The 25,277-nt window shown below is 46.8% G+C and carries 18 protein-coding genes and 1 riboswitch; of the genes, 4 read left to right on the forward strand and 14 right to left on the reverse strand.

Annotated features, from left to right (window positions below; translation table 11 throughout):
• Positions 1-131 precede the first annotated feature (131 nt).
• Positions 132-334, reverse strand: a riboswitch (cobalamin riboswitch).
• 127 nt (positions 335-461) lie between these two features.
• The 7 genes from MHH49_RS05270 to MHH49_RS05300 form a co-directional block, all read right to left on the reverse strand.
• On the reverse strand, positions 462-3,458 hold the full coding sequence (locus MHH49_RS05270; RefSeq protein WP_341137955.1) for a GAP1-N2 domain-containing protein: 2,997 nt from the start codon (positions 3,456-3,458) through the stop codon (positions 462-464).
• Complete coding sequence (locus tag MHH49_RS05275; RefSeq protein ID WP_038568871.1) at positions 3,455-4,717, reverse strand: hypothetical protein; 1,263 nt, start codon at positions 4,715-4,717, stop codon at positions 3,455-3,457. Before MHH49_RS05275 ends, MHH49_RS05270 begins: the two co-directional genes overlap by 4 nt.
• 82 nt (positions 4,718-4,799) lie before the next feature.
• Positions 4,800-5,441, reverse strand: a complete 642-nt coding sequence (locus MHH49_RS05280; RefSeq protein ID WP_076099551.1) for a beta-mannanase — start codon at positions 5,439-5,441, stop codon at positions 4,800-4,802.
• A gap of 24 nt (positions 5,442-5,465) precedes the next feature.
• Positions 5,466-6,740 (reverse strand): vWA domain-containing protein, encoded by a 1,275-nt coding sequence (locus MHH49_RS05285; protein ID WP_339211404.1) that lies wholly within the window; start codon positions 6,738-6,740, stop codon positions 5,466-5,468.
• A gap of 287 nt (positions 6,741-7,027) precedes the next feature.
• Positions 7,028-9,430, reverse strand: a complete 2,403-nt coding sequence (locus MHH49_RS05290) for a transcription initiation factor TFIID (protein ID WP_341137956.1) — start codon at positions 9,428-9,430, stop codon at positions 7,028-7,030.
• Between the two features lie 4 nt (positions 9,431-9,434).
• Entirely contained in the window at positions 9,435-12,824 is a 3,390-nt protein-coding gene (locus MHH49_RS05295) for a tubulin-like doman-containing protein (RefSeq protein WP_341137957.1), read from the reverse strand.
• Between the two features lie 88 nt (positions 12,825-12,912).
• The gene (locus MHH49_RS05300) at positions 12,913-14,730 is read right to left on the reverse strand and encodes a vWA domain-containing protein (protein WP_036680809.1); all 1,818 of its coding nucleotides are present in this window, start codon (positions 14,728-14,730) and stop codon (positions 12,913-12,915) included.
• A 205-nt stretch (positions 14,731-14,935) separates the two neighbouring features.
• On the opposite strand from MHH49_RS05300, the gene MHH49_RS05305 reads away from it, so the two are divergent.
• The 3 genes from MHH49_RS05305 (at position 14,936) to MHH49_RS05315 (ending at position 17,930) form a co-directional block, all read left to right on the forward strand.
• Positions 14,936-15,088, forward strand: a complete 153-nt coding sequence (locus MHH49_RS05305) for a hypothetical protein (protein WP_155986556.1) — start codon at positions 14,936-14,938, stop codon at positions 15,086-15,088.
• A complete protein-coding gene (locus tag MHH49_RS05310) occupies positions 15,081-16,007 on the forward strand; it encodes a hypothetical protein (protein WP_038568869.1) in 927 nt (308 codons plus the stop codon). Before MHH49_RS05305 ends, MHH49_RS05310 begins: the two co-directional genes overlap by 8 nt.
• A gap of 150 nt (positions 16,008-16,157) precedes the next feature.
• Positions 16,158-17,930, forward strand: coding sequence for a hypothetical protein (locus MHH49_RS05315; RefSeq protein ID WP_341137958.1), 1,773 nt, complete (start codon positions 16,158-16,160; stop codon positions 17,928-17,930).
• Positions 17,931-18,372: 442 nt separating this feature from the next.
• On the opposite strand, the gene MHH49_RS05320 is transcribed toward MHH49_RS05315, so the two are convergent.
• Complete coding sequence (locus tag MHH49_RS05320; protein ID WP_038568865.1) at positions 18,373-18,951, reverse strand: pyridoxamine 5'-phosphate oxidase family protein; 579 nt, start codon at positions 18,949-18,951, stop codon at positions 18,373-18,375.
• 1,541 nt (positions 18,952-20,492) lie between these two features.
• Entirely contained in the window at positions 20,493-21,218 is a 726-nt protein-coding gene (locus tag MHH49_RS05325; RefSeq protein WP_341137959.1) for a GyrI-like domain-containing protein, read from the reverse strand.
• A 152-nt stretch (positions 21,219-21,370) separates the two neighbouring features.
• Here MHH49_RS05325 and wrbA point away from each other — a divergent pair, with 152 nt between their 5' ends.
• Positions 21,371-22,006 (forward strand): NAD(P)H:quinone oxidoreductase type IV, encoded by a 636-nt coding sequence (gene wrbA, locus MHH49_RS05330; protein WP_076296138.1) that lies wholly within the window; start codon positions 21,371-21,373, stop codon positions 22,004-22,006.
• Positions 22,007-22,086: 80 nt separating this feature from the next.
• On the opposite strand, the gene MHH49_RS05335 is transcribed toward wrbA, so the two are convergent.
• From MHH49_RS05335 to MHH49_RS05355, 5 genes are all read right to left on the reverse strand, one after another.
• On the reverse strand, positions 22,087-23,085 hold the full coding sequence (locus MHH49_RS05335; RefSeq protein WP_081383821.1) for a Gfo/Idh/MocA family protein: 999 nt from the start codon (positions 23,083-23,085) through the stop codon (positions 22,087-22,089).
• A 44-nt stretch (positions 23,086-23,129) separates the two neighbouring features.
• Positions 23,130-23,480, reverse strand: a complete 351-nt coding sequence (locus tag MHH49_RS05340; RefSeq protein ID WP_143763708.1) for a DUF1648 domain-containing protein — start codon at positions 23,478-23,480, stop codon at positions 23,130-23,132.
• A gap of 37 nt (positions 23,481-23,517) precedes the next feature.
• Positions 23,518-23,844, reverse strand: a complete 327-nt coding sequence (locus MHH49_RS05345) for a nucleoside triphosphate pyrophosphohydrolase (protein ID WP_076274911.1) — start codon at positions 23,842-23,844, stop codon at positions 23,518-23,520.
• Positions 23,845-23,884: 40 nt separating this feature from the next.
• Positions 23,885-24,280, reverse strand: coding sequence for a (deoxy)nucleoside triphosphate pyrophosphohydrolase (locus MHH49_RS05350; protein ID WP_036680800.1), 396 nt, complete (start codon positions 24,278-24,280; stop codon positions 23,885-23,887).
• A gap of 167 nt (positions 24,281-24,447) precedes the next feature.
• Positions 24,448-25,161: a YceI family protein gene (locus MHH49_RS05355; RefSeq protein WP_038568856.1), complete on the reverse strand. Its 714-nt coding sequence runs from the start codon at positions 25,159-25,161 to the stop codon at positions 24,448-24,450.
• Positions 25,162-25,277: the final 116 nt, after the last annotated feature.

A 25,277-nucleotide genomic window follows, 5' to 3' on the forward strand; every position in this document is an offset into this window, starting at 1 on the left:
AATAAGACGCATAACATAAAGACCGCCCCTTTGGAGGGCGGTCAGGGAAGATTACAAATCGAGGCTGAGGCGCTTGCTTCCTGCCAACAGTCCATCTGTATATGTTCCACATTCTTACCCCACGAAGAATAGAAACGCTCACGAAAAAGGCAGGTCTCCTGGCTGATGCTTCATCGCTGTTCTTCACCTTCCCACCCTACCTTCGGGGCAGTGGCTTATAGAAGAAAAACTCCGCACATACAGTGGCGGGACCGCGCCGGACTCTTGCACCGGACTTCCCTTTTAAGCAGACGACTAGATTGATAGAGTCTGCACCTTTTCCAGTATGTAGTATCTTATTTTGACATCCATAATCATATCTATTAATACATAGCATGTCTATAGAAAAGCTTAGTATGGGCAGCAAAAAAATGAACAGCAATACACCACCTGCCGGTAGGTATTGCTGTTCAGAAAGCTTGTTATTCGGCTGTTCCTTCCGGACTTGCAGTTGAGGAGGGTTCAGCACTTGAATCAGAAGCTGGTGGAATATTAGGGTCGGGATCTACGATCAATGTAAATCTTCCGGCCTTGATCATACTTTTCTCTAGAATTGTCGCTCCAGGCTCCAATGTAACCTCAACCTGATAGGATGGTTGTTCACCTTCAGTCACAGCTGTTGCGGAAGGCAACCCAGTGCTGTCCTCAGTATCAGAGGAAGGCGTAGGAGACGGAGAAGCATCAGCTACTGCGTTAGGAGCATCTGCACCTTCTGCTGTTCCTCCAGTAGTGCCAGCGGCATCTGAATCGTCAGCGGCGTTTCCCTCATCCGTCCCATCCGTTGACGGCACTGGACAAGTGCCATTCGTAGCAGCGACCTTAAAGCTTTTATCTATCTCTGTAGACGAAGACATTAAACTAATCTCAGTCGGTTGAAACTGCACACAGTCATCTGCACTTGCGAAGGTGAACACCAATATGCTGCTCCCCTTATCTCCTTCGTCGCTCTGATCCTTCAAGTATACTGAAGCCGGAGGCAGCTCATTACCTGCACTCTGAACAGGGGTCGGCTCAGGGCTTGTCCCCGGCAGAGCAGTCTTCGTATCATCCGGGCGTAGCATACTGAATACGATAATTGCAATAATCACCAGAATACCCGTAATGGAGCCGGAGATTAAGAGTCGAAATCGGCTGCGGCTGATCCAGCGCGCCAGCGGGGAAGCCAGTTGGGAGCGGGCTTCATTGTACACATTTTGCAGAGCAGGCCGAGCTGCCGCGACATAGTTCTTTCGGAATTCCCGATTCTTGAACGCTTCACGATCACTGCTCAGGAAATACTTCAGAATCGCTTTGCGGTAACCCGGTTGCAGCTTTTTATTCGAAACCGTAAATAAAGGATTGCCTTGCGACCAAGCAAAAAACCGATAGATGATTTCTTTGTCGGAACCGGCTTTACGCTTTAGCAGCTCCAGAAGCGCATCGTAATCCAGCGGACCACCTTCACGCTGAGTTGTATAGTAGAAGGCTAGCGGAAGCCGTTCAAAGGGTTCCAGAACACGCGCCTCTTTTAGCAAACGACGACCCAGTAGCTGCACATCGTCTAGTTCCTGCGGAGACAATCCTGCAAAAATCTCCTCATTCGGCTTCTCTTCACCAAACCAGCGGTAAGCTGCACGCAGCGCATTCTCTTTCTGCTTGCTAATCCTATCCAGTGGCGGCTGCCAATCGACAACATTACCATACCGTAAAAAAACCACCTCCAGAAGCTCCTCCTGCGTCATATCGGAAAGCGATAAGCGGTTCAGTAAGAATCTATCTGCTGAAGCAGCAAGATCCTGCATTAGGGAGAGTGCCTTAGGAGCAACTCCTGTTCCTTTGCGGCGATCTTTTTCTGCCTTATCTACAATTTCATGAATTTCCGCTACAGAAGCCACCGGATCATGTTCCAGCTGGAGCTTTTCAAGCAAATAATCCTTCACAGCATTTTGAGCAAAAGACTGCTCTAACGCCACTGGCAGGAACCGCCCCCAATGGAGTACAAAGCTCAGTATATCCGCAGATCTGGACGCCGCAGCTAGTCTTGATTCCATATAAGGCTCAAGTAGCTGCTTACGGAAATATGTTTCAGACATCACTCGCTGGAAGTAGGCTGCACTTAACTCATCATTACCCTCAATGATCCCGTAAGCGGCACTCAAGATATCCTTGCGGCCCGCTTCCACACTATGAAGCATCCCATTGATGAAATAATCCACGATTCTGACCCTGTAATTGTGATCCTTAAGTACAAAATACTCCTTAAAGCATTCCATAATCGCCGGATCTGGCACATTCCTTTGCCGAATCAGATCAAATTCCCGGTCGAACCGTTCTAAGAAAATATCGTTCAAGCGGATTCTAGAATGAATTGCACCGTCTGGTTTAAGGTAAGAGAGCAAACCACTTAGCACCGCACTCTTATTCTCCGTATATAAATGCTCGTTCCCTTGCTCAATCTCATAAAATATAGCCAGCTCATTATAGAAAGCAAGGGATAGCTTATGCTCAGGACTCTCTCCACGCAGAATCTGATCGGCGAAGCTTACAAAGTCGTTAATATCTCCTGGATTCAGCAGTAACAGCTTCCACACCAAATCAGCATAAGGCTGGCGGGACTCACCAAAATCGACATTTCCCATCCGTCCGGAAGCCAAATCGAAGGTATAATCCTTCTCAATACTGCGATCACCGGGACGCAGCGAACCTTTTTCCACAAAGCTAAGATGTATATATTTACGGCTTTGCGGTTCATTCGCATACGTAATCACGCCTAATCTACGGCGGAATTCATACGGCAGAACGCTATACAGAATTTCTGTAAGCTCCACCGCCCGCGCGGACAACTCGGTGATAGGTACGTTTAGAGCCACGTAGATTTTTTTCTTACCTGCTACAGAGAGCATCACAGCTTGCAATAACGCCTTGAATATCCCTTCATCAATCCCTAACAAGCGTAAGCCTGCGATTGGATCCGGGCTGCGGTCTGTGCGAACAACTGGAATAGAGGGCAGCTCCGGCAAGGTTCCACCAAGCTCTCCAGTATAACGCTCTGCAAAATCAGCATGCAGCCAGTCTCCATAGCTCTGCACAATTTCTTCGGAACGTGAAGCAGGAACTACATAGTTATGTGCAAAAAAGGCGCTTCGTTGGCCTGTGAAATCGGCCGCTTGATAACGACTAAGCCCAATAACTGTATCCCCGTTCTCAGCATGAAATAGGTGCAGCGCTCCAGGATATGCAGCCTCATCCTTCTCCCCACGCGCGGTTAACTCCGCAGGAGCATCGTAGAGGCAGAAGGGATGAAGGATTTTTTTCACAAAATTATTGTCTAGACTATCTGATTTCGCTACCGTATCGAAGCCTTCTGTGGAACGAAACACTCCGCGACGTTCGCGGGTATACATCTGTTGGGCGATTGTTGACCCTGAGAAACCATTCACGGGCCGTCGCTCCCCTCAATATACTTCAGCTTATGCAGCAGCCAAATAAAAGGCTCGTCTACACGAATCGGGCTTACTACACCCTCAATCTTTTGATTCACAGGATTGCTGCCCAACGCAGATACTGCAAAATAACCCGTATTCGCGAAATAAACATCCATCGTATCTTTAAAGGGTCTGTCCACCTTACCAATAAATCTGCGAATTTCCCCGTCGATGTTATGGAACTCGTCCATGTTTAATGTTTTGCGATGAACATAGTTATTGAACACATTGCTGTTGGACTTGATATAATCGCCATCCTCATCCTTCAGCGAATGCAGCATATCACTTTTTGCAAGTACAACCGCTGTTGGAATGTCTGTCTTACTCTTTTCCTGATAGGCAATAAAATCACCAAACATCGTCAGCACCACATCGCGCGGCTCGTCATATTGTGAGACCCATTCTCCGGGACGGTCACCGATGTTAATATGAATCTTTTCACGGATAGAACGGATTTGCAGCGGATCGACCATAAACAGAATACCCGCAGAGTTCTTGATATGCTGACCATGAAGTCCAAGATAATCCTGATCCACCATCCCCTCACCTGCTACATCAAAGAATACAAGTGTCAGTGGCGGTTTATTTTCATCCTTAAAGACAAATTGAAAGATAAAAGGCTCCTGCATTTTTTCCTTCTGTGTAGAAGCCAGCAGATCCCCGCGCTCAAAAAGCGGTTCTTCATACAATGTACGGAACTTACGGCTAATCTCTGCATTAAGCGGCATACAAGCGGCATCAAAATGACCTGCTGTAGTATGCTGCAACGTGTGGATCAGCGAGGTCATATACACCGATTTCCCGACTTGGGATGCCCCGATAATCGAGATGATGTTACTTGGCACCTTCCCGGCAGTCACCGGCAGCTCATTATGGCAGGCCGGGCAAAGCCGTCTGCGCGTAAGCACACCGTAACGATCCGTAAGCCCAGTTAACACATGATCCGTGTAATGATGATATTCTTCCGGAATATCCGCCGGGTTGATAATCGCTTCTATGTCATCTACCGTATCGAGCCCGAAGCGCTCACGGTATTTGTTCAAGGCGTCATCCTCACCCAATGCGTAATTTTCATCGTCCTCCCGGCTGTGCATAGCCCGAAAGACGACATCCTCCGGAGAGAACTTGGTGAAGCAATACGGACACACTATATCGTAAAAAAGCGGCCGCGGCTCCGGCTGATTCTTTTTCATAAAACGGCTAAAAAAAGACATCTACTCATCCTCCCAAAAGTTGTATCTACGTACTTGCTATGAACGCACTGCTCATTACCCGCTTGTACACGTAGACCGAGTCTCACTCCGGTACCAATTCGTAATAAAGCCCATATTTCTTGCCATCGGTGAAAAAGATGCGTACAAAATCATCCTTACCGATTTCAATCGGCGGAAGTACATTGCGTCCAGGAGCGAAATCCTGGACGAAGGGAAAGAGAATACCATCCTCTTTCCCTGCCGGATGCCCTCCACGTTTCTTGACATAACAGAGGACATCCCGTGCCACGGGCACTTCTGCCGTAATCGCCATATGTACGGTCTTTTGTTTTCCGAATAAGGCTTTTTTTTGTTGAATGGAATAATAGATCCGGGCTTTACCTGCACTGACCATCACCCGGTTCACACCATCATTTTGCCTCACCAGGGCAGTCTCACCGTTCTCAGCAAGACGAGCAAATATCGTATAGGATATCAGGCCGATCTCATCCAATCGATCACGATAACCATTGTTAGATTTGTATTCCTCACGAGTGTAGAGCTTCATACCGATCGGCGGATCATCTCCGGTTCCCATGTCAGCCGCTTCTGCGGAGGTTTTGTGGATGTACACCGCCTGCACGCCGTCCGGCCAGCGCCATCTCAGCGTACAGAATCGGTCATCCACTTGGGATGTCACATCCGTTATTCCCGGAGCGGAAGCATTAACCTCGGCGTACCTCATTACTGTAACCCCCTTTCCGCTACACTAGAATCCTTTGCTGTTCCGGCTTCTGCGCCGACCCGGAAAGTTATCCGATGCTGGTGCAGGCGCTGCGTTATTGTTTCTTCTATTTCGATAAATACGTCCTTCACCTACCGGAATGACGCCTGTAAATAATGCAATAATAGCAGCTAATATAAGAACAGCCAGAAGACGAATAAGACTATCTGTAAAGGAGTCACCGCTAAGTCCAAATTCCAGAATCAGTCCTGCGAACAAGCCTGATATTACGCCGCCAATCCCAAAGCTTTTAGCCAAATGACGGTTATCAAACATAATTCCCAGACCTAATCCAAGCGCAGCCCCCATCAACATCAATGATAATATACGAACCGCAGCATAATAAGGACTGTCTGCCGTTGAATCACTGCGCTCAGTTAGCAGCGTCCGATCTCCCAGACGGTCATAGATCTGCTGGAACACATCGCCCAGAAGGGCTGAATCCTTGACATCATAATAGTGTCCGCCTGTCACTCTCGCAATATCCTGCAACAGCTGATTGCCTGCTGGATCATTCAGGCCCAGACCAATGGTATTCACGGCAATACCGCGCTCTACATAAGCCTGCAACTCTCTTGTGGTATCGAAATTACTCACTCCGTCAGACAACAAGATGACCATAGCTCCTTGGTCTTTTTTGCCGTCACTATCAATTTCCTTGAGTGCCTCCGAGACCGCACCGCTAATATTCGTGCCGCCTTCGGTTGGCTGCAGATTATCGATTGCAGTCAGCACCTTCTCACGATTCTCCGAATTTGAAAGTGGCGTTAAAGGCTGGACAACTACAGCTTCGTTGTTAAAGGTCACCACGGCCACCTTATTGTCAGTGTCCATTTTTGTAATTAACGCTTTTGCTGCTGAATACCGGCTATTATCAGGATCACTCTGTGTCATACTGCCTGAGTCATCGATAGCCATCACCACATTCTTAACCGGTCTGGCACCGCCAAAATTCAGTTCATAAACGAACTCCGTTAAGGCTCCAACTCCAAGTGCAAGGACAATCATCAGAGGCAGCAGTTTCCACGATAACCCCAGGTAGCGTTGTTTCCATGAAGCTCCGTTCAGTCGTGGCGAGATCATCTCTGCAAGCAGGCAGCCTACACCGACACCCAGCGCCACAATGGCAAAATAAATACCCACAAGCAGGATGGAAGGCAGATCGTTATACCAGCTTAGCAGCCATTCGCCAAAAAGAAAGGCGACCCCGCCGCCGATCAGACTGAAGAAGAGCAGCAGCAGATTGATTTTTCTCTGCATCGTTATACTTCCTTTCCGGGAAAACCTGAATTGTACTATTATCCTTTAAACATTCCGGGGGTTATGCTGCCTGATAAACGGGCTACCCGGATGTGTTATCATCCCCCAGATTGCACTTTGTGCAATAGAATGGAGTAGGAGGAACAACTATTTCTATTCTATTGCACAGTGTGCATTGGAAATAAGGAGAAATGTCCCTATCCCAGAAATCTACTTAAATCTACTGTATCAATATTGCACAAAGGCAATAAAGGGACTCAAAGTGAGGGTACCCATCTATTACGCCATCAGCGCATCTCAGGAAGCTGATCTTCACTCAGCCCATGGAGCTGATAGCCATTCTGAGCATAAGTCTCATAATAGACCTTACCGTTGCGATAATAGAGCAGGTCTTCTAAATGAAAGCCGCCCATCAGGTTGAGCTTCTCCACTCCGCTCCTCCGCTGCTCATGCACGAATCCTAACCGGTAAATCCGAGTTGTCTCATCCACTCCAAATGCGTAGCGTAGGAATTCTGATGAACTGTCTCCGAAGAAATATTTCTCCTCATGACGATGCTCTTGCGTATATTCGAATAGCCGAACATTAATGGCCGCGCCCTCTTCCAAATTATGATACAAGCGCTTGAACAGCTCTTCCCTCGATAGAACCTGACGATTCTCATAGGCTGCCGCAACATTTGCACGCCGCAGAAGCTCTTCCTCAAAAGATAAATTGAAAGGTTCTGCTGTCAGCAGCTCCCGGCGGCAAATATCAATCAAACGCTCAATCACAGCTTCTTTCCCTTGTTCTAAGAGCTTGGAGATACTGCCCATGTACTTCTCACTGAAGAATATTCCAGGTCCACGCCGGGTTTCGATATCCTTCATCACTTCTTCTGTGACTACGCGGTAGTATTCCATTACGTTCTGGCCCGTTGTTTCGTTTGTTCGCCCAATGCTGTCCATAACAGTAATACGCAATTCTTCCTCCAAAGTCTCCATAGCTTTCACACGAGCCATATTTTCCATATGAAGCTGCTCAAGTGCAGATTCCAAACGACTGCATAGGGCAAACTCACTTTCTAGGCCCAATAGTTCATATTTTTTGCCATATACGGCTGAAAATAAGTAATGAATGAAGTTACGTACTGTTCTTTTGTCAAAAAGCGGCACACGCTGGAACGGCTGGCGCTCCACGCTTTCTGCATAAAGATCCTCAAGCTCCTCCTGCATGGAGAGAATCGCGGAACGCAAGCCTGCCATATGCTGACGTAAAAGATGGAGCACACTTCCGGCTTCATCACGATCTGCCGTCCACTCCGCAAGCTGATAAAAGGTTACCGCAGGCGTAGATGTTTCCTGTGCCGCCAGCATAGTGCGCCATTGGCGTAATGGATTCATTCCCTCTACTCTCCGGTTTGACTCTGCCACAAAGTTATTGCGGAAATAAGCTTCGCCCCCTTCACCGAACAACTGCCGTTCAGCTTCACGAAGTGACAGCTGCTTCAGTTCATTATAGGAAGGGCGTCCGTGACTCATTAAACCCGTCATTTCATTCAGGCCGTCTTTCTCCGGAAGTAGCTGTACCGCGTGTTCCCGCAAGCTGTCAGGGTCCAGCCCTAACAACGCCTGCCGTTCACGTATAGTCCACGAACTGCCCTCACGCATATCGGAGACAAGCCGCCGGAACGCATGATACAGCACTGCCAAAGCAATTTGAACATTAGGTCTTCTTACCCCGGAAAAGCCAGCAGAGGCGTAGCCTTGTCTTCCAGTGCTGCCTCTGATGCCGCTTTTGAAGGTCATATTGTTATATCCGCCATGACCAGTAGCCTGATCAGAAGCCGGGCGGACCCGATTTTTGAGCAGACTAATATGAGAAATAATCTCGTAGTTGTCATCCATACCGTGTGCAGACATCATACCGCGCTCATTCTTATCGGAGAGCAGATACACAAGGTCAAATAATGCGGAAGGACCATGGCCAACTGGAATCGACAGACCGTCTTCCGTCACAAGTAACGGCGCATTAAACTTATAGTCCGTAGCCTGCATTCTGTCCAATTCACGCAGAAAAGCCAGCCCTACTGAGCTGGAATATCCAAAATTATCCCCTTGCTCCCGCTCATTGATCAGAGCGTAGAGATCTGTCTGTACGGACTTGAAGGACTGGCCGAGTACAGCACGAGCCAGCAGTGTAATTTCCGGCAGCAATACATTAAGCGGATCATCAACCCGCGTAATGATAGAGAGATGGATGACGTCAAAAGATGAATATAGACGTCCATAATCCGCTATACTGTTGCTCAGCCGCCGGATAACTTTATTCATTTCAGCAAGATAACGTGTATCCTCATGAAACTTGCGGTAAAGTTCATGACGCACAGTGCGTGGATCTGACCCTGCCGTTTCCGGCAAAGCCATGGCCAGCACCCGGTCTTTTCCTCCCGCATCAGATCTACTTTTGCTTCCGTCTGTTCCCTCTTTTTCCGCACCTGACACAGCATGTAATGCCATAACCCCGCCGGCGTTATCCCATTTTCGTTCGCAGCTATCCAGCACCGGACCGATGGCCGGAGCAACCTTGTCGCCTACGAACAGAAACAGGGCAGGGTAATGGATGCTGCTGCGTCCATCCCCTTTGCTGCGCTGTGCCTCTTCCTGTACCGCATATTGTTCACCATAAGATAATGCCTGTGTTTTGATCATAGGCCTATTTCAACTTTCTGCGGATACTGCCGAGCTTGCTAGTCATGCTCTTGTAGAATCCGTACATCTCATCGCCGCTCTCATACTCAACCCGTTCGTACTCCAAGCTGTCGCGTGCTTCCAGGAATGATACATACAGTCCTTCCAGCTTATAGAGCAGCGGGGTAACGTCTTCAGCGGCAGTCATTTCACCTGCACGACGCGCTGCCTTACGCAGCAGTACGCTGCGGCTCTTCTCATCCAGCTCCCGGAAGTGCCGATACACGGCATACTCTACGTAGCTGCGCTCTTTCATCAAATTAGCAAACGGCTCCCAAGCGTCCTCTTCTTCATCACGGTCATAAACGTAGAGTGCGCCTTTTTTGATAATGCTGTCCGTATACAAAGCTTCAATGAACTGATCCATCCACTTATCTTCGTCCAGATATTGATGAAGCACACCTTCAAGCTCAGCGGCTTTGGCAGTCAGTTCAGCATATTTGGCCAACTCCACACGAACACGTGAAATCAGCTGCGGTGAACGAATGAGATTCTCCTGCGCCATGTCCTTGTTGATGCTGCCAAAGATATCTTTAATGCCTTCGCGCTCCAAGCCCTTCTCACGCAGACTCTTCAGCTCATCAACCGCCTTCTTCACTTCACCGAGATTCGGGCGTGTGGATTGCAGTTGCATATCGAAACCACTCAAAATTGCGTCCAGATCAAAAGGTTTGGTGAACACAACAGAATATCTGTTACTTGTGTTCTCATCTACACCTTTTTCAATAATGACTCCACTTGCCAGCGCTTTTGCAAAGTCTGCACGCACTCTAGCGTTATAATCACGTACACGAGAATTGACGTAAGTGTCGCCCCATGATTTTTCCGGAATCGGAGAAGGCAGATACGTCCAGTTGTTCTTATCCGTCATCACGAGATGGCGACCAATCCCTTCCTTGTCGAGAATGGTCCGCTCATAGTTCTCTTCAAACACCCGCAGCGGCGTGTATACGAAAAGTGGCACACCGTTACGTGTGTTAAGCCAGAAAATACGGTTTTTCACTTGGCTTTCCTTGATCGTAAATTGCGATTTGCCAAGCGCATTATTCTGATAATTACGAATCCCTTTTAGGATACCCGGCGCTTTAACAGGCACGGAAACGAAACCCCATGATGGGAAATGCAAGCTGCCCGAGCTATTGCTAAGGTGGAAGGTAGGCACAGCCTCTTCGTCCAATTTACCGGCAATAATCCGCTCAACGAATTTATCCAGCGGCTCTTCATGGCCGAATTTCATCACAAGGAAATCCTCCATCGAACGGGTAATCAGATCCCCAAACTTATCGCTAAGGAATTCCGAAATCGAGCGGACGATATCAATCTCCTGCTCTTTGACCCAACGTCCGGAATGCTTCAGCATTTCACGGGTGAAGTCGCGAATCAGGTCGTCGCCGTCCTTCTGATCCATGATCTTGGAGATGGTCGCCGAAATATCCGGCACGTTAACAATGTTCCAATAATAAGTTTTGTTTCCTTTATAGTCTGCCTGCTCTGCGCCATTGATAAGGATGTCCCCATTCTTGGCAAAAATCGAGCTAAGCGCACTAAGAATCTCTGTAAACACACCGTAAATCCGGCTGTTCTCATCGTTTAAGAGCTCATATAAGTCCTCGTAAAATTGAATCATTTGCTCAGTGCGTTCTACATCGGCATGCAGCCAATACTCATTGATTTTAGCCTCAATATAGGCATTTTTCTTCTTCTCTTTGGATACAAAAGCACTGCGGGCATCGCTCAGCTTCTCATCCGCACTGTCCTGAGCCGTCTCAATATCACGTGGCAAACGCAACAAGCTTTCACGTAAAGCCTCAATATAAGACTGAATCAGCTTCAAAATACAGAAGCCCTTCTCGGTATACAGCAGGCGGGAAACGTAGAATGGCCCTTGCTCTGGGTGCAGGAAGATGCGCTCCAGCTCTTCACTGAAACGTCCCACAATTTCGCCAGGCAACTGCTTTTTCGATTTGATATATTCTTCACGGGCACGAGCCAGGAAGTTCTGCTCCAGCTCTGTATCCATGCTTACCACTTGATTCTTAACAACATTGGCATGGCTCAAGCGTTCGCTGTTCTCGTAGCCTGGCAACGGCTCAGGCACACGGGATTCAAACGTCTTGATCATACTGTCGAGATCAATCCCCAGCTTACGTGCGAATTTCTCTACATCCTCTTGACCAGGGGCCTGCTGGAACATTTTTTCCATTTTATCAAACAAGCGGAAAGCCAGGTAAGTCGTCATTTCCTCAATCGGAAGCACAGCAGACGAGGCACCGATAATGTTGTATTCATAGTTAGCTGGGTAGGTCTTGTTCATCTGCGCAATGTTGGTGCGGATATTACTGATATAGTCATGGATGGCGAATTCTTCACCAGACTGTTTTTCTTCACTCGCCATAAAGTTCGTGATGTTCTCCGCCGTTACGTTCATACAGTAATCGTACGCATTCTCCAGCAGCTTACCCTCGGTATTCGTTGCAGAGATCAAATGACATAGATTAAATGGAGGCAGCGGTGAATTTACCGTCAAAATATTACCGTATTGCTGCTGGAATCGCTCACCACGACTGTCCACATTCATCCAGTAATCCAGCTCTTTTAGCGCTGCATAACCGTTCTTGCGAATATATTCACGCGTGTGCTCACTTAGACTTTTATTAGACAGGTTCACGTCAGGTGTAAAGAGATAACCCAGTGTGTTCACACGGTCAATGCCGGCTGATCCATAGTCACGTTCAATAATACCGCGCACGATATAGGCAATATCCAAGAAAGCCCCACTGCCTGTACCGCCCGACAGACCTGTCAGCAGAAAGACCATCAGCTTTTTGTTAGTGCCTACGGATAACGTCTTGATCTTCTTATCAATCGCACCTACAACCTGATTAATCTTGGTGAACAAAAGCAGACGTCCAGCCTGCCGCACACCAGCAGCACCATTCATACCATCTGTGATACTTAACTCAGGTGACAGCCAATCTGTAATATAAGAATCGAGAATACTACGGTTCTGTAGCAGTCCGCCGATTTCAGCATTCGCCAACAGTACAAATTCATTTTGCGGGTCCAGCCCAATGCCTTTGTATTTTTTTCCGCGATCCTGTTCATTCGTCTCAAAAGCTAGAAATTCCACATTATCCGGCTTGTCCCGTTTCTTCTTGGATATTGGATCCTCCGGCAGCTTAAAGCGGCGGTTAATCTGATATTTAAGACGCAGCAGGGCATCAATGCCCGTGCCGCCTAGTCCAATGATCAGGATCGGATTATCAATCGTATCCACCCTGATTTTATCGCTGACAATCCCGCCGCCTAGTGATACATCCAACTGCTGTATATGCTCTCTTACTACTGGTTTCATATGCTTATCCTCCTAAAAGTTTTGCGGAAGCTGTACTTCAGATATCTTGCAGCAAAACTGTTTCTGCGGCATACATTGCCATTGCCTACTATACTAAATATTCCAGATAAATCGTCTTATCTACCGTCTGTAGAGATACTGAAACGCGGTCCCCACTCTTCAGTTCAAGACCACGCGAAGCATCCGCAGCACGTCCGGATCTCTCCACAGTAACACCTTCTCCGCTGCGTAACAGCAATCGGTCATTCTTAGCCGGTGTGAAAATAACACTTTCGCTCTCCTTCAGTTCAGGCGCCAATTGCAGCAGCTGATGAAGGGTGAACTTGCCCTTGAAGCCTGCAAGCTTCTTATATTGTGGGTAGGTCTTCTCACCCGTATTGCTGTCTTTAACCTCTACTACCAGCTGTCCTACAAAACCACGTGCCGATTTCTTATTCAGCACATACCATGCTGCACCAGCTGCCAGCACTAAAAGAATGCCCCCTATAATGTAATACAGGGTTTTGGATGAAGCTTCCTTCAGGGGTTCTTCATTGCCAGTCCCTGTAGAAGGTGCTGTTGTTGCTGCTCCGCCTGTCTTCGCGCTGATTTGGACAGGTGCACTTTCCCGATAAAAGCTGCTTTCCTCTGCCCGTACCTTCAACTCGTAGTTATGGCTTTCTTTTACCTCAAATGTACCCTTGAAGACAGCTCCGGAGTTATCCAGTTCGATTTCTTGCACATCACCTGTATCGATATCTGTAGCAAGCAGTACCGCCTTCATATCTTGATACAAATTACTGAGTGTTACCTGAGTACCGTTGCTGAACAGATGCGAGGTGATGTCGATTTTATCACCCTTTTTATAGGTTGCTGATGGCAGCGCATCGATCTTAAGCTCCAAGTCATAGTTAAAGACTAGATTAATATCAATCTTATCCTTTGGCACACCTTTAACCTGAAGTTTCCAATCTCCTTCCTGCGGTGACAGTAGCTTAATCAAGCTATAAGTAGAAGACTTGGACAGCAGGACATTGTTTGAGGGGATCGCAACTTCTTTCCCTGACGGGTCCGTTAATTTCGCTGTCACAGGCTGTGAAGACATAATTGAGATATTGGCTTCCAAAACACTGCCGTTAGGCACGTTGACGGTCACATCCTGATAATCGCCATTTGCAGTAATCGACTGCACAGGCACTACCTTCAGCTTCAAATGGCTGGCAAAAATCTCACTCAGGATTTGCGGCAGATCATCTGCTGAGTCCGTCGAAAATGCTTTACCACCTGTCTCATTGGACAGGTCGGCGAGGCTTTGTTTATTCAGCTTGCCATCTGCATTAAGTCCAATGGTATAGATGGGATAGCCATTCTTTTTGGCAACCTCAACGGCCGCCTTCAGCTCTTTATCTGATTCACTTTGCGTCCGGCCTGTCGCTTTGTTGAAATCATTATTGCCGTCAGCGAGCATTACAATGATAGGCTCATGGGAAGGGTCACTTCCATTCTGCAGAACCTTCACAGCTTCCTCTACGCCAATAGCGATATCGGTGTAAGCTCCTCGGTCCAAACCATCAATAAAATCCTTCAAATCCTGCTTATCGCTCTCCGAGCTAATTTGCAGCAGAGCCTTTTCCCGTTGCACCTTGTCGGTATAGGCAACAATACCTACTTTATCACCTTGGGTGGATAACATATCTATGAACATTTTCATCGCTTCGTTGGCGATTTTGTTCTTGTCACTAGTCTTCATGGAGTTGCTGACATCAATAAGAAGCACAGCATCAATGTGAGATTGCGCCGACGTTGCTGCATAGGCTTTAACAGCTGCAAAAGGCGAGGCAGCTAGACAAAGAGCCAGGAGCAATACCGGAAAGATACGTAGAAAGAGAGTCTTGGTTGTTCTAATACTTTGATATTTACGAAGCATAAATAGGGCTCCTCTTGTGTTATATTAGGCACATATGACAGGTTCAGCACTATCGCTAAAATCTGTAAATAGCATGCCATTATGATATAATTAAACCTTGTAAACTTCAACTTTAGGACCGCCGGACCCAGTGCATTGATGCATAGAAGATTATCATTCTAAAAGCCATCTGGACTGCAGAGCGTCCATGAGAAAGGATTGTTCCATGATTTCATACGTCATTCTTGGGATTACGTTCCTAATTGCCGTAATTCAGATTTCCATTTATGCCGCACATCAGCGCAAACCACTGACACGTGATGATATTAACGATCGACTGCTAGCCGCTTTGAACGGAGGCGATAAAGGCCGTGAATAAGAAAAGACCCGTTACCTTCCGGCCCTTTAAGGCCCCTCGTTACGCTTATGACAAGCTGCGCATCTGTCGCCACTGCGGACGGTATACCGCTCTTGGCGAAGACCGCTGTAGCAAATGTGGCAGAGCCTCACTTATTGCTGTAAAGCAGCACGCAGCATCACTAGCCAGACGGAAGATGCATACCCGTCTACTATTCATCTTACTGCTCACACTAGCCTCTGTCTATTTTGGAAATAGCATCCAACAAATGATATTGTGTGGTGCCGGGGGTCTTGTGCTTGCTGGACTATTGTACTATACGCAGCGAAAAGTAAGGCAGAACGAGAATCTTCGTTCTCTCAATGAGCTGCTTGGTCGTGGGATCGGCATCATCAAGGAAGGGCTGGAGGTCAACCGTCAGGAAGCTGTCTCCGTACTCCGTGAGGATGATGTTCTTGCCTATGAGAAGCTGCGCGAGCTCTCCATCCTGCTTCGCGGCGACCGGATCGCGCGGCAGCGAGTGGCTTTGCTGCATGGATTTTTACTCCGCAAGGATATGGATCTAGAACTGGAGCAGCTTCTTCTAAAAGACTTCGAACCACTGCTAGCCGAATATATCGGCGAGATCGCTAAAGTCCGTCCCGATCTCATTAAGGATCGCACACTACGCTACGTGAAGAACTATGAAGTGGAGATTCGCCAGATGGCTAACGGCTTAACCATCCTTACGAGCGTTGCGGGAGCGGCGGTAAGAATGAAGCGTTATGCCCTGCTCTACTCCAATATGATTGGCCGATACGTGCAAGATCTGCCCAAAGACCGTTTTATGCGGTTGTCCAAACTCATTGCTGCGAATCCCCATGAACCTTGGAACGGCTTAGACCTCAGGGTAGCTGACATTCGTGAAGCCAAATATCGCTGGGACCCGGAGGTCCAATAGACCTGAAAGCTAAGATGAGCCAATATAAAGCAAACATCACCCTTATTGATGATAACCAACCGTTTCTCACAGAAATATAAGGATGATGTATACTGTAAAACTTATACTTTCTTAGGCTTTCTTATATTTTGAAAAAAGAGGCTACTCTATATGACGTTCAAACAATTAATAACCCTGCGAAACTTTATGATCATTTTGTGTATATGCATGCTTGTGCTGCTTGGACAGAAGATTTTTCTCATCGCAGATAAAATACAAATCACCAAAGAAGCCGACCGTCTCTACGCTGCTGGGGATCTGATTAATGCAGAGAATCAGTACCGCCAAGCAGCGGCCAACCATTCTATTCATTACTTGGAAGAAAGAGTCGCAAAGCGTCTGGATGAATTAGCTCCAATCACAGATATCCGCAAAGTTCTGAATGTTTTGGTAGCCTCTACTAAGGAGGAAGCAGCGACTAAGGATTTTGCCGGATTTATGAAGAGCTATCAAGCTCTGCTCAGTTTAAAAGCTACATATATGAAGCCAGACGGCCCCTATGAATCCTATTATCGCCAGTTATCGTCGGCCTCAGGCATTTCAGACCAGTTCACCTCTTATTTCCGTCAGTTTAAGGAGCAGTTCCTTGCCGAGCTTGCCCAGAACCAGAGCGGAGGGGTGAGTAATGAAGAGAACTTCAAATGGAATCTTTTGCAGATTCCTGATGCTTATTATGGAAGTGCAGCTTCCAAAGAGGATTTACTAGCCTCAAAGTTTAAAAGCCATGATACAGCTATATTAAAATCCTTAGCAGGAGCAGGAAACTTTACCGGCATGCTGGAAAGCACCCTGTCCCTGATGAGTGCTTATAGCCAGCATAATTACGAAGCTCCTTGGGTACTTCAACAAGCAGAAAGCAGCGGGAAGATCATCTTGAACAAAGATCTCGAAGGTGACAATATCACAGCTTTTGCTGGGCATGCTGTAGCTTATCGTAATTTTGCAGGATCGGCAGGTGTCACTTCATCCAAGGTGCTGACTTTGATCGATACTAGTAAGACTAAGCTACTAAAAAATGCCAAACGTCTGACTACTAAAGGTCAATATGCTGAGGCGATACAATTATACGGAGAGCTTGCTCCGCTAGAGGATACTTCGACAAACATTGCCGCTGCTAGGCTGGCCTGGAATATCGCTGAGCCTGTTCGCCTCCTTCCTGGCGGTGAAGAGCAAGACAAATACGACAACGTCATCTCCCGCAAAGGACTATCGGGCACAAAAGTGATCGTCGCCGGGACGGATAACAGTGGCGTGCTCTATTATGCTGCGATGAATAACGACGACAATGTGGTCACATTAACCGGAAACAGCTTGCCACGCTTCGAGAGTCTGCGCAGTCTTACTTTTAATGAACAGTTGGCAACCTCTTCAGGTGTACCTGTGGTTTTAGCCCAATCTGAGGTTGAAGGTGGACGCACCCTTTTCACAGCATATGAGATGAAATCGAATGGTATTTCGCAGTTATTTTCAATAGCTGGCGATGGTTATGAACTGCAGTCCGATGACTCTATTTTCGTGCCTAATGCGGATCTTGGAGACGGTGTTGACGGGCAAACGGCACTTTACCGTAAAGTAGACGGCATCTATCAATTCGCGGAGATTGTTCAGGAGTATGCTGTAATCTCAGCTGCGGATCTGACCACTCATCCTTTTGAAAAGGTCTCTTTTCATGGTGAAATCGTCGTAGATAACTTCGGTAATAGTCTTGCTTACTCGGATGGGATTTATATTTTGCTCCACGGAGAAGTGGGTTCCGTTACAGGTAACGCGTTAGTTAGTGGCCAATATCAGAATGGATATGAGCTTGTTGGAACAGACATAGGCGAGCAATATGTTCCTGTGTTTATAGTGGAATCCGTGGGTAGCATGAGCTTTGGGCGGTAGGGATTATGGAATGCAGGATACGGGATTACGGGATTTCGGGATTTCGGGATTACTTATTATGAATATGTGAAGTTAGTAGTGTGGTGGGTGAGATTCAATATAGTGACGGTGGCATAACCTATGTCGACAAGTGAACGACCATGATTAGTAGTGAGATAAGTTTAGCGGGTTGTGTGAACAACTCTGAGTGTAGGGTGTCACCTTCTGACGACTTAGGTGAACGACCCTGGGAGTAGTGAGAACCTTCTAGCGACTTGGATGAAGGACCTTGAGAGTTGCGGGAAACTACCTTGAGAGTCGCGGGAAGCTTCTAGTGACTTGGGTGAACGACCTTGAGAGTTGCGGGAAACTTTAGCAACTTGGGTGAACTACCTTGAAAGTCGCGGGAAGCTTCTAGCGTCTTGGGTGAATAATCCTATGGGTTGTATGTTCCTTCTATTGGTCATGAGTATGGGAGATCCTGTCTAGTCAGTTTTTGTCCAAGAGGTGTGGGTAGCCCGTCTATACTCTTAGTGTTCTTCTCTCCCCTATATTCTCTCAGACCTGCCTCGCCCTTTTGGATAGACCAACGCTGCAACGTATCTCGCTCACCCGCATAATTCATGAATGGAACCGAAAATCCGCAGGAAGTCTGCACTTTATGAACATCTATCAAAATGATCTGTCTGGCTCCAGGCAGAGATGTAAACATAGGGGACAGTGCTTCCCATTCTGCTGATTCAGGCAAAATCACAGCCCCTGTTCCATACAGCCTTAAAATGTTAGGCGTCCCCTCAAACGCACAAAACATAACCGTCACTCTTCCGTTTTCCAGCAGATGCGCGCTCGTCTCATTACCGCTGCCAGTCATGTCTAGATAGGCCACCTGATTAGGAGACAAAATCCGAAAACAATCATGCCCCTTCGGCGAAAGGTTAACATGCCCATCTTCTGAAAGCGGCGCCGACCCTACGAAAAAAAGGTGCTGCCGAAGAATAAACTCTTCATGTATTGGTAGTATAGCGGTAAATTGTTTTCCCATTTGGCATTCTCCATTTCTGTATATTGGTGTGCTGGCTAATCGGGCATCTCTACTCAACTCCATCAGATCCGCCGACTCAACGAACTACATGCACTACATGCACTACATGCACTACATGCACTACATGCACTACATGCACTACATCAGCTTCACCAATCACTTCAGCTCCATCAACCACATTAGCTTAACTAACTAGCTTTGCCAACTACATCAACTCCATCAACTCCACCAGTTACTTCAGCTCTAACAACTTCGTTAGTTTCTCCCACTAGATTAGCTCCATCAACCACATTAGTTTAACTAACTTCACCAACTCCAGCTGTTACAAAGTTACACAAGCTCTATCAACTCGTTAGTTTCACCAACTAGATCAGTTCCATAAGCGCATTAACTCCATTAACAATACCAGTACCACTAGCTCCCCTACCAAACTAACTTTGACTAGGTCCGAGCGGCGTTTGCGGCTAATGTAAGGCACTTTTGCCTCTCTTTCTTGCTACTTTGGCTCGATGCGGCTAATGTAGAGCATTTTTGCTCTTATTTCTAACTAATTCGACGCTATGCAGCTGATGTAGAGCATTTTTACCGTACATCTCTGCTACCTACGCCTAACCCTGCGATTCTACGGGATTTCTACCGTTCATCCCTGCCACCTCAGCCTAATCCAGCAAATCTACGGGATTTCTACCGTTCATTCCTGCCATTTTGGCTCAACCCAGCAAATCTACGGGATATTTCCCGTTCATTCCCTCTACTTCTGCCCAATCCAGCAAATCTACGGGATTTATACCGTACATTTCCGCCACTTTGGCTCAACCCAGCAAATCTACGGGATATTTCCCGTTCATTCCCTCCACTTCTGCCCAATCCAGAAAATCTACGGGATTTATACCGTTCATTCCTGCCACTTTATCTCAATCCAGCTATTCTGCGGGATATTTCCCGTTCATTCCCTCCACTTCTGCCCAATCCAGCAAATCTACGGGATTTATACCGTTCATTCCTGCCACTTTGTCTCAATCCAGCTATTCTGCGGGATTTCTACCGTACATCCCCGCCACTTCTGCCAATCCAGCAAATCTACGGGATTTTTACCGTACAATTTTCCGCAGACACATTAGTTAAGTATATATACTCTAGGGCTTCTCTTATGTCTCCCCCCGTCTGCCTAAATGCAAGCCTCAGCAAGGATTAACAACACATCCCCATATGAGATAAGAGTCGTTGTTCATTATTTTTTACTGATGTACATATTTTTTTAGATGTATATAATCTTTTCAAATGTATGTATTCTTTTAATTTGTTTATATTCTCTTCTACCGTCAAGTACCCCTTCATCGCGGTATCCGCTACGCCAACGGAAAAAGGGACTACCTCTCGGCAGCCCCCTTTCTCTCGAAAGTTGCTTGGTACTACTATCAGAAGCAACTCCCTTAAACCCCTTTTTCCCTCTAAAATACTTCCCTTTAAACAATTTCCTATAAAATAAAACTTTTCAAGCACTTAACCCACTAAGCACACAAAAGCATCTTTCCCCTAATCTATTCAATCGCAATATAAATCTCAACCTGCGTGTCAGCAGGATCAAAATTTCGCGAATCATAAATCTCAAAATCCCCCGTGTAAGTTCTTGCCTCCCTAGACTCCTTAAAGTACGCCCAAATCTCCCCCCACGCTTGCGCTACCACTTCAAATACCGGACCTTTTTTCGTCGTAAAAACCATGTATTTGCTCTCCGGTACAACCGCATAGGTGAACTGGCTTTCCTCCAGTCGGTTTTCCTCTAGTTGGTTTTCCACTAGTTGACTTTCCTCTAGTTGGTTTTTCTCTAGCTCGTTTTTCTCTAGCTCGTTTTCCTCTAGCTCGTTTTCCTCTAGCTCGCTTTTCTCTAGCTCGTTTTCCTCTAGCTCGTTTTTCTCTAGCTCGCTTTTCTCTAGCTCGTTTTCCTCTAGTTCGCTTTCCTCTAGCTCGCTTTCCTCTAGCCCGTTTTCCTCTAGCTGGTTTCCCTCTAAATGTCTCTCCTCAGCTACTTCATGCCCGATCACAACGGTATACGCTCCGCTCGCATCACTCTCATAATCCGTATACAACGCATAGATATACTCAGGATTTACCGTAGCTACCTGCCCCGCAATATTACTCTGAAAATAAGTTTCCCACAGCTGCGGCAAACCTCCATCAGGTCCCATTTCCACTTCATTAGTTGTGCGTATGCTAACCCCCGCCAAGGTCATTTTTGCTTTCTCTACAAAATAAGTATTCATCATTCTCCCTCATTTCCTGTGATTGAACTTAGTATACACAGGCAAAGTGGACACCTGTCTGTCCAGTTCGAATAGATTGATTTCAGTCTGGGTTATAAAGACACCATTAGGGTAATTAATAGTATGGAACTACACTCGAAGGGAATGACTACAGCATGTCAAAAATCAAATTAGCTGTCATCTACTACAGTGCCACAGGAACTAACTACCAGCTAGCACAATGGGCCGCGGAAAGCGCAGAAAAAGCAGGAGCTGAGGTAAAACTGCTGAAGGTGCAGGAACTGGTCCCCGAGGATAAAATCGCCGCAAATCCAGCCATGAAGGCCCTAGCTGAAGAAACAAAAGATATCCCAGTCGCCACACCCGAAGATATAGTCGAAGCAGATGCGATTATTTTCAGTTCCCCAACCCGTTACGGTAACATTGCTTCCCAGATGAAGCAGTTCATTGATACAACCGGTGGCATTTGGGGCAAAGGACTAACAGTAAACAAAGTCGTCAGCGCCATGAGCTCAGCACAGAACCCGCATGGTGGACAAGAAGCTACGATTTTGGCACTCTACACCTCGATGTATCACTGGGGAGCAATTGTTGCAGCACCCGGTTATACTGATCCAGTCACATTCGGTGCGGGAGGCAACCCTTACGGAACAAGTGTCAGCGTAGATGGAGACGGTAAAATGATCGAAGATCAGGATCGGATCCGTGACGCTGTTTTTCATCAAGCGAAGCGTACCGTTGAAGTGGCCGGCTGGGTTCAGGCAGGCAAAAACGCCAATAATCAGACCTAGCGCAGCTTAGTTAATATAACAACACCCCTCGGAGCTACTTGTGCAGCACTACACCGAGGGGTGTTTAATTTATATTTTAATTACTCTCCAGGGTATTTAAGCCCCCACTGTGCACGCACTTGATCCAGCAGTTTCAGAATCGCTAACGATTCATCCAATGTCATCACCGGACTCTCTGTAAGCCCTGCCTGAAGACACCGTCCTACTTCCTCCGCTTCAAAACAATATCCAATAGAAGCACGGTCATCCACAAAGCTCTCTATCTTCTCATCTCCTATATAAAGCGCAGCCGATTTCGGGTTCACTAATGTACCCTCTACAATAATACGGCCTTCTGTGCCAAACACATGCGCTTCCTCCAACATGTTAAGACGAATACCACCGTTCAACGAAGCGGTTTTCCCGTTACCATATGACAGCAGCATCGAGAAATGCTCGTCCACTCCAGTCTCACCTATGTGCACTGTGCTGGAAATAGACTCAGGATGAGGTCCAAACACCATGGAGGCAAAAGAAACCGGATAAATCCCCACATCCAACAGCGCTCCCCCGCCCAGCTTCGGATTCAGCAATCTGCCTTCCGGATTCCAGTCGGTACGAAACCCTAGATCTGCCTTCACCAATCGAACATCACCTATCTTGCCCTCAGCAATCCATTCTCTAACCTTTACAATCGCCGGGATGTAGCGACTCCACATCGCCTCCATCAGGAATAGCTTATGCGCTCTAGCATAGGCCACAACTTCTTCCAATTCACCGCTGTTTACGGTAAAAGGTTTCTCACACAGGACAGCTTTGCCTGCACGCAGCGCCATTAAAGCATTTTCTTTGTGAAAAGGATGCGGCGTTCCAATATATACCGCGTCTACATTCGGGTCATTCAGCAATTCCTCATAGGTTGCATAGGCATGCGGAATCCCATGATTTTCAGCAAATTCATCGGCACTTTCCTGAGATCTTGACCCAACGGCATAAGCCACACCATTACTGGCATGCGCCAAATCAGTAACAAATTGATGAGCAATCCAGCCTGTGCTAATAATTCCCCATCTCACCTTGTAAGCGTTGTCCATTTTCATTTGCATGTTCCTCCTAATCCTTCTGCTAAGTCTCTTTAATTCTATCAGACCATTCTAATGAATGTATAGGAACTGATGCCAGCAAACACCACCGTCACCACCAAAATAGCAATATTCCAGATCTTGCTCAAAGCCGCTGAGTGCTCGTTAGAGCTTTGAATAAACGCTTTTTGCAAAAGGAACTGTAAAAGCTTCATGATTATGAATCCCAAACAACCCAGCCCGCTTTGCAAAATAACCTCCAGACTAGCTTTACTTACAAATCGATCAGCCATGTTCCCATCATAATGAATCGGGACGGTATCCGGCATATTGGAATAAAGGAATAAATAAATAGCTACAGGAATCAAGGCCACCACACTGCTTAAGATCATCGTCAGTTTGGTTTTGAACAACGTTTTACCCTCCTTGTGCGGAAAAATAATCTCCCCGTTATTCTCCTTCCACTTCAATCAGATATATCCCCTTCTTAAATCCACCGCGACGTTTAGCTTTCTCTGCACGTTGCTTCTCCAGCTCCACGCTATTGCTCCCGTGTGTCTCCGCCAGAGCCTGAATCACTTCCAGCATATCGGCAAGCTCCTCCAAAGCTTCTTCATCACTTGCTGCCTGAAAATATTCCTCCGACTCTTCTTGCAATTTTTTACGTAGTTCAGTTATGTATTCTTTGGACTCTAATATCCTTGTGTTAAAATCTTTCCCTTGAGAAGCTATCAAATCGGGGATGCCGTCACGCACTAGCTTTTCATATACAGGCATTTAAGCTCTTCCTTTCTTCTATATTATATTCTATCTCCCTTCAATCCGGCTTTGATTCCATCAGTAGGCGTTCTACAAAAGGAAGATCTGCCGGAGCAAACATGAACTGACCCAGCTCAGCCGGAAGCACCCACCTATGTTCGTCGTGATCCACCAGATCAATTACACCTCCCTGATACCGCGCTTTCCAAGCAATCAATTGGATCTTTATCTCTCCATAGTTATGCTCGTTTATGCCAAAGCTCTCATAGGGAAGGATTGTGATGCCCATCTCTTCCTGAAGCTCTCTTTGCAGACACTCTGCGATGCTCTCATCCTGCTCTATTTTGCCACCAGGAAATTCCCACAGACCTGCCTGCGATTTACCTTGCCGCCGCCGGGCAATAAGAATCTGCCCTTCTACATTATGTATAATTGCTGCCGCCACCTTGATCATAAAGAACACCTCCACTATTGCTAGTTATTCGACAGATACTACTATTAAAACATACAATTCATTCCAAACCAAAGAGACTCTCCCAAACGCCAACACGGCCTGGGAAAATCTCTTCAGTACAGTCTCTCTATAAAATTCACAACAGCGTTATCCTTACGGAAGAGCTACTATTTTGTCAGCACAAGCTCCAAGCGAACCTCAAGATTATTTTCTGTATCCAGCACAACGGTGTGGGGATTGCTTAGACCAAAGTCAGAAAAGGCTACTGTTGTCGTTCCCGACAACATCAACTGTCCCCCGCTATACGCCGCTTGCGACTGAAAGGTGACGTCCTTTTCTACTCCTTTTACGGTAAGCGTCCCCTGCATTTCAACAGGCACAGTTGCTCCTTCAGTCCATTCTGCCGGCAGCTCCGAAAATGACTTCACTACAAACGTGGATTGTGGAAATTCCGTAACGGATAGAAAATCCTCTCCTTTTACATGCTCGTCCCGTTGGCTATTGCCAGAATCCAGAGCGCTCATATCCACTGTCCCTTCCCCGGCCATCGAAGTAGAATCCTCTATATTTACCTTCCAGGTGCCCTGAACTTTGTTGTCTACGAAGTTTACTGTTTCTTTAGAGGTCGTCACTGACCAATAGACTTTAGAGGTCTCCGCAAGGGTCCAATCCCCGTTTAATTGTTCGGCTGTGACCGCCACCCCTGCTGATGCTCCAGTGTTATTTGTTGTCTCTCCAGCACCTGCTGTTGTTGCTTGATTTGGAATCACGGACTCGATCTCTACATTATTGCCCAGCGATTTATCCAGTAATGTATAACCTGTGACTACTCCTACGATAATAACTCCTGCAGCGATCAAGGCTATTCTTTTTCTCTTCATCCTGTTCCCTCCAATATTCATAATTTCTGTATGCTTTCAAGCTCGTCCCTCATTCTAACAAAGCAATATGTCAGGAAGAAGTCAGAGCAGAGCGGGCTATGATGTGTTAAACTTGT

The sequence above is a fragment of the Paenibacillus sp. FSL F4-0122 genome, from assembly GCF_038002845.1.
Lineage (GTDB): Bacteria > Bacillota > Bacilli > Paenibacillales > Paenibacillaceae > Paenibacillus_AQ > Paenibacillus_AQ odorifer.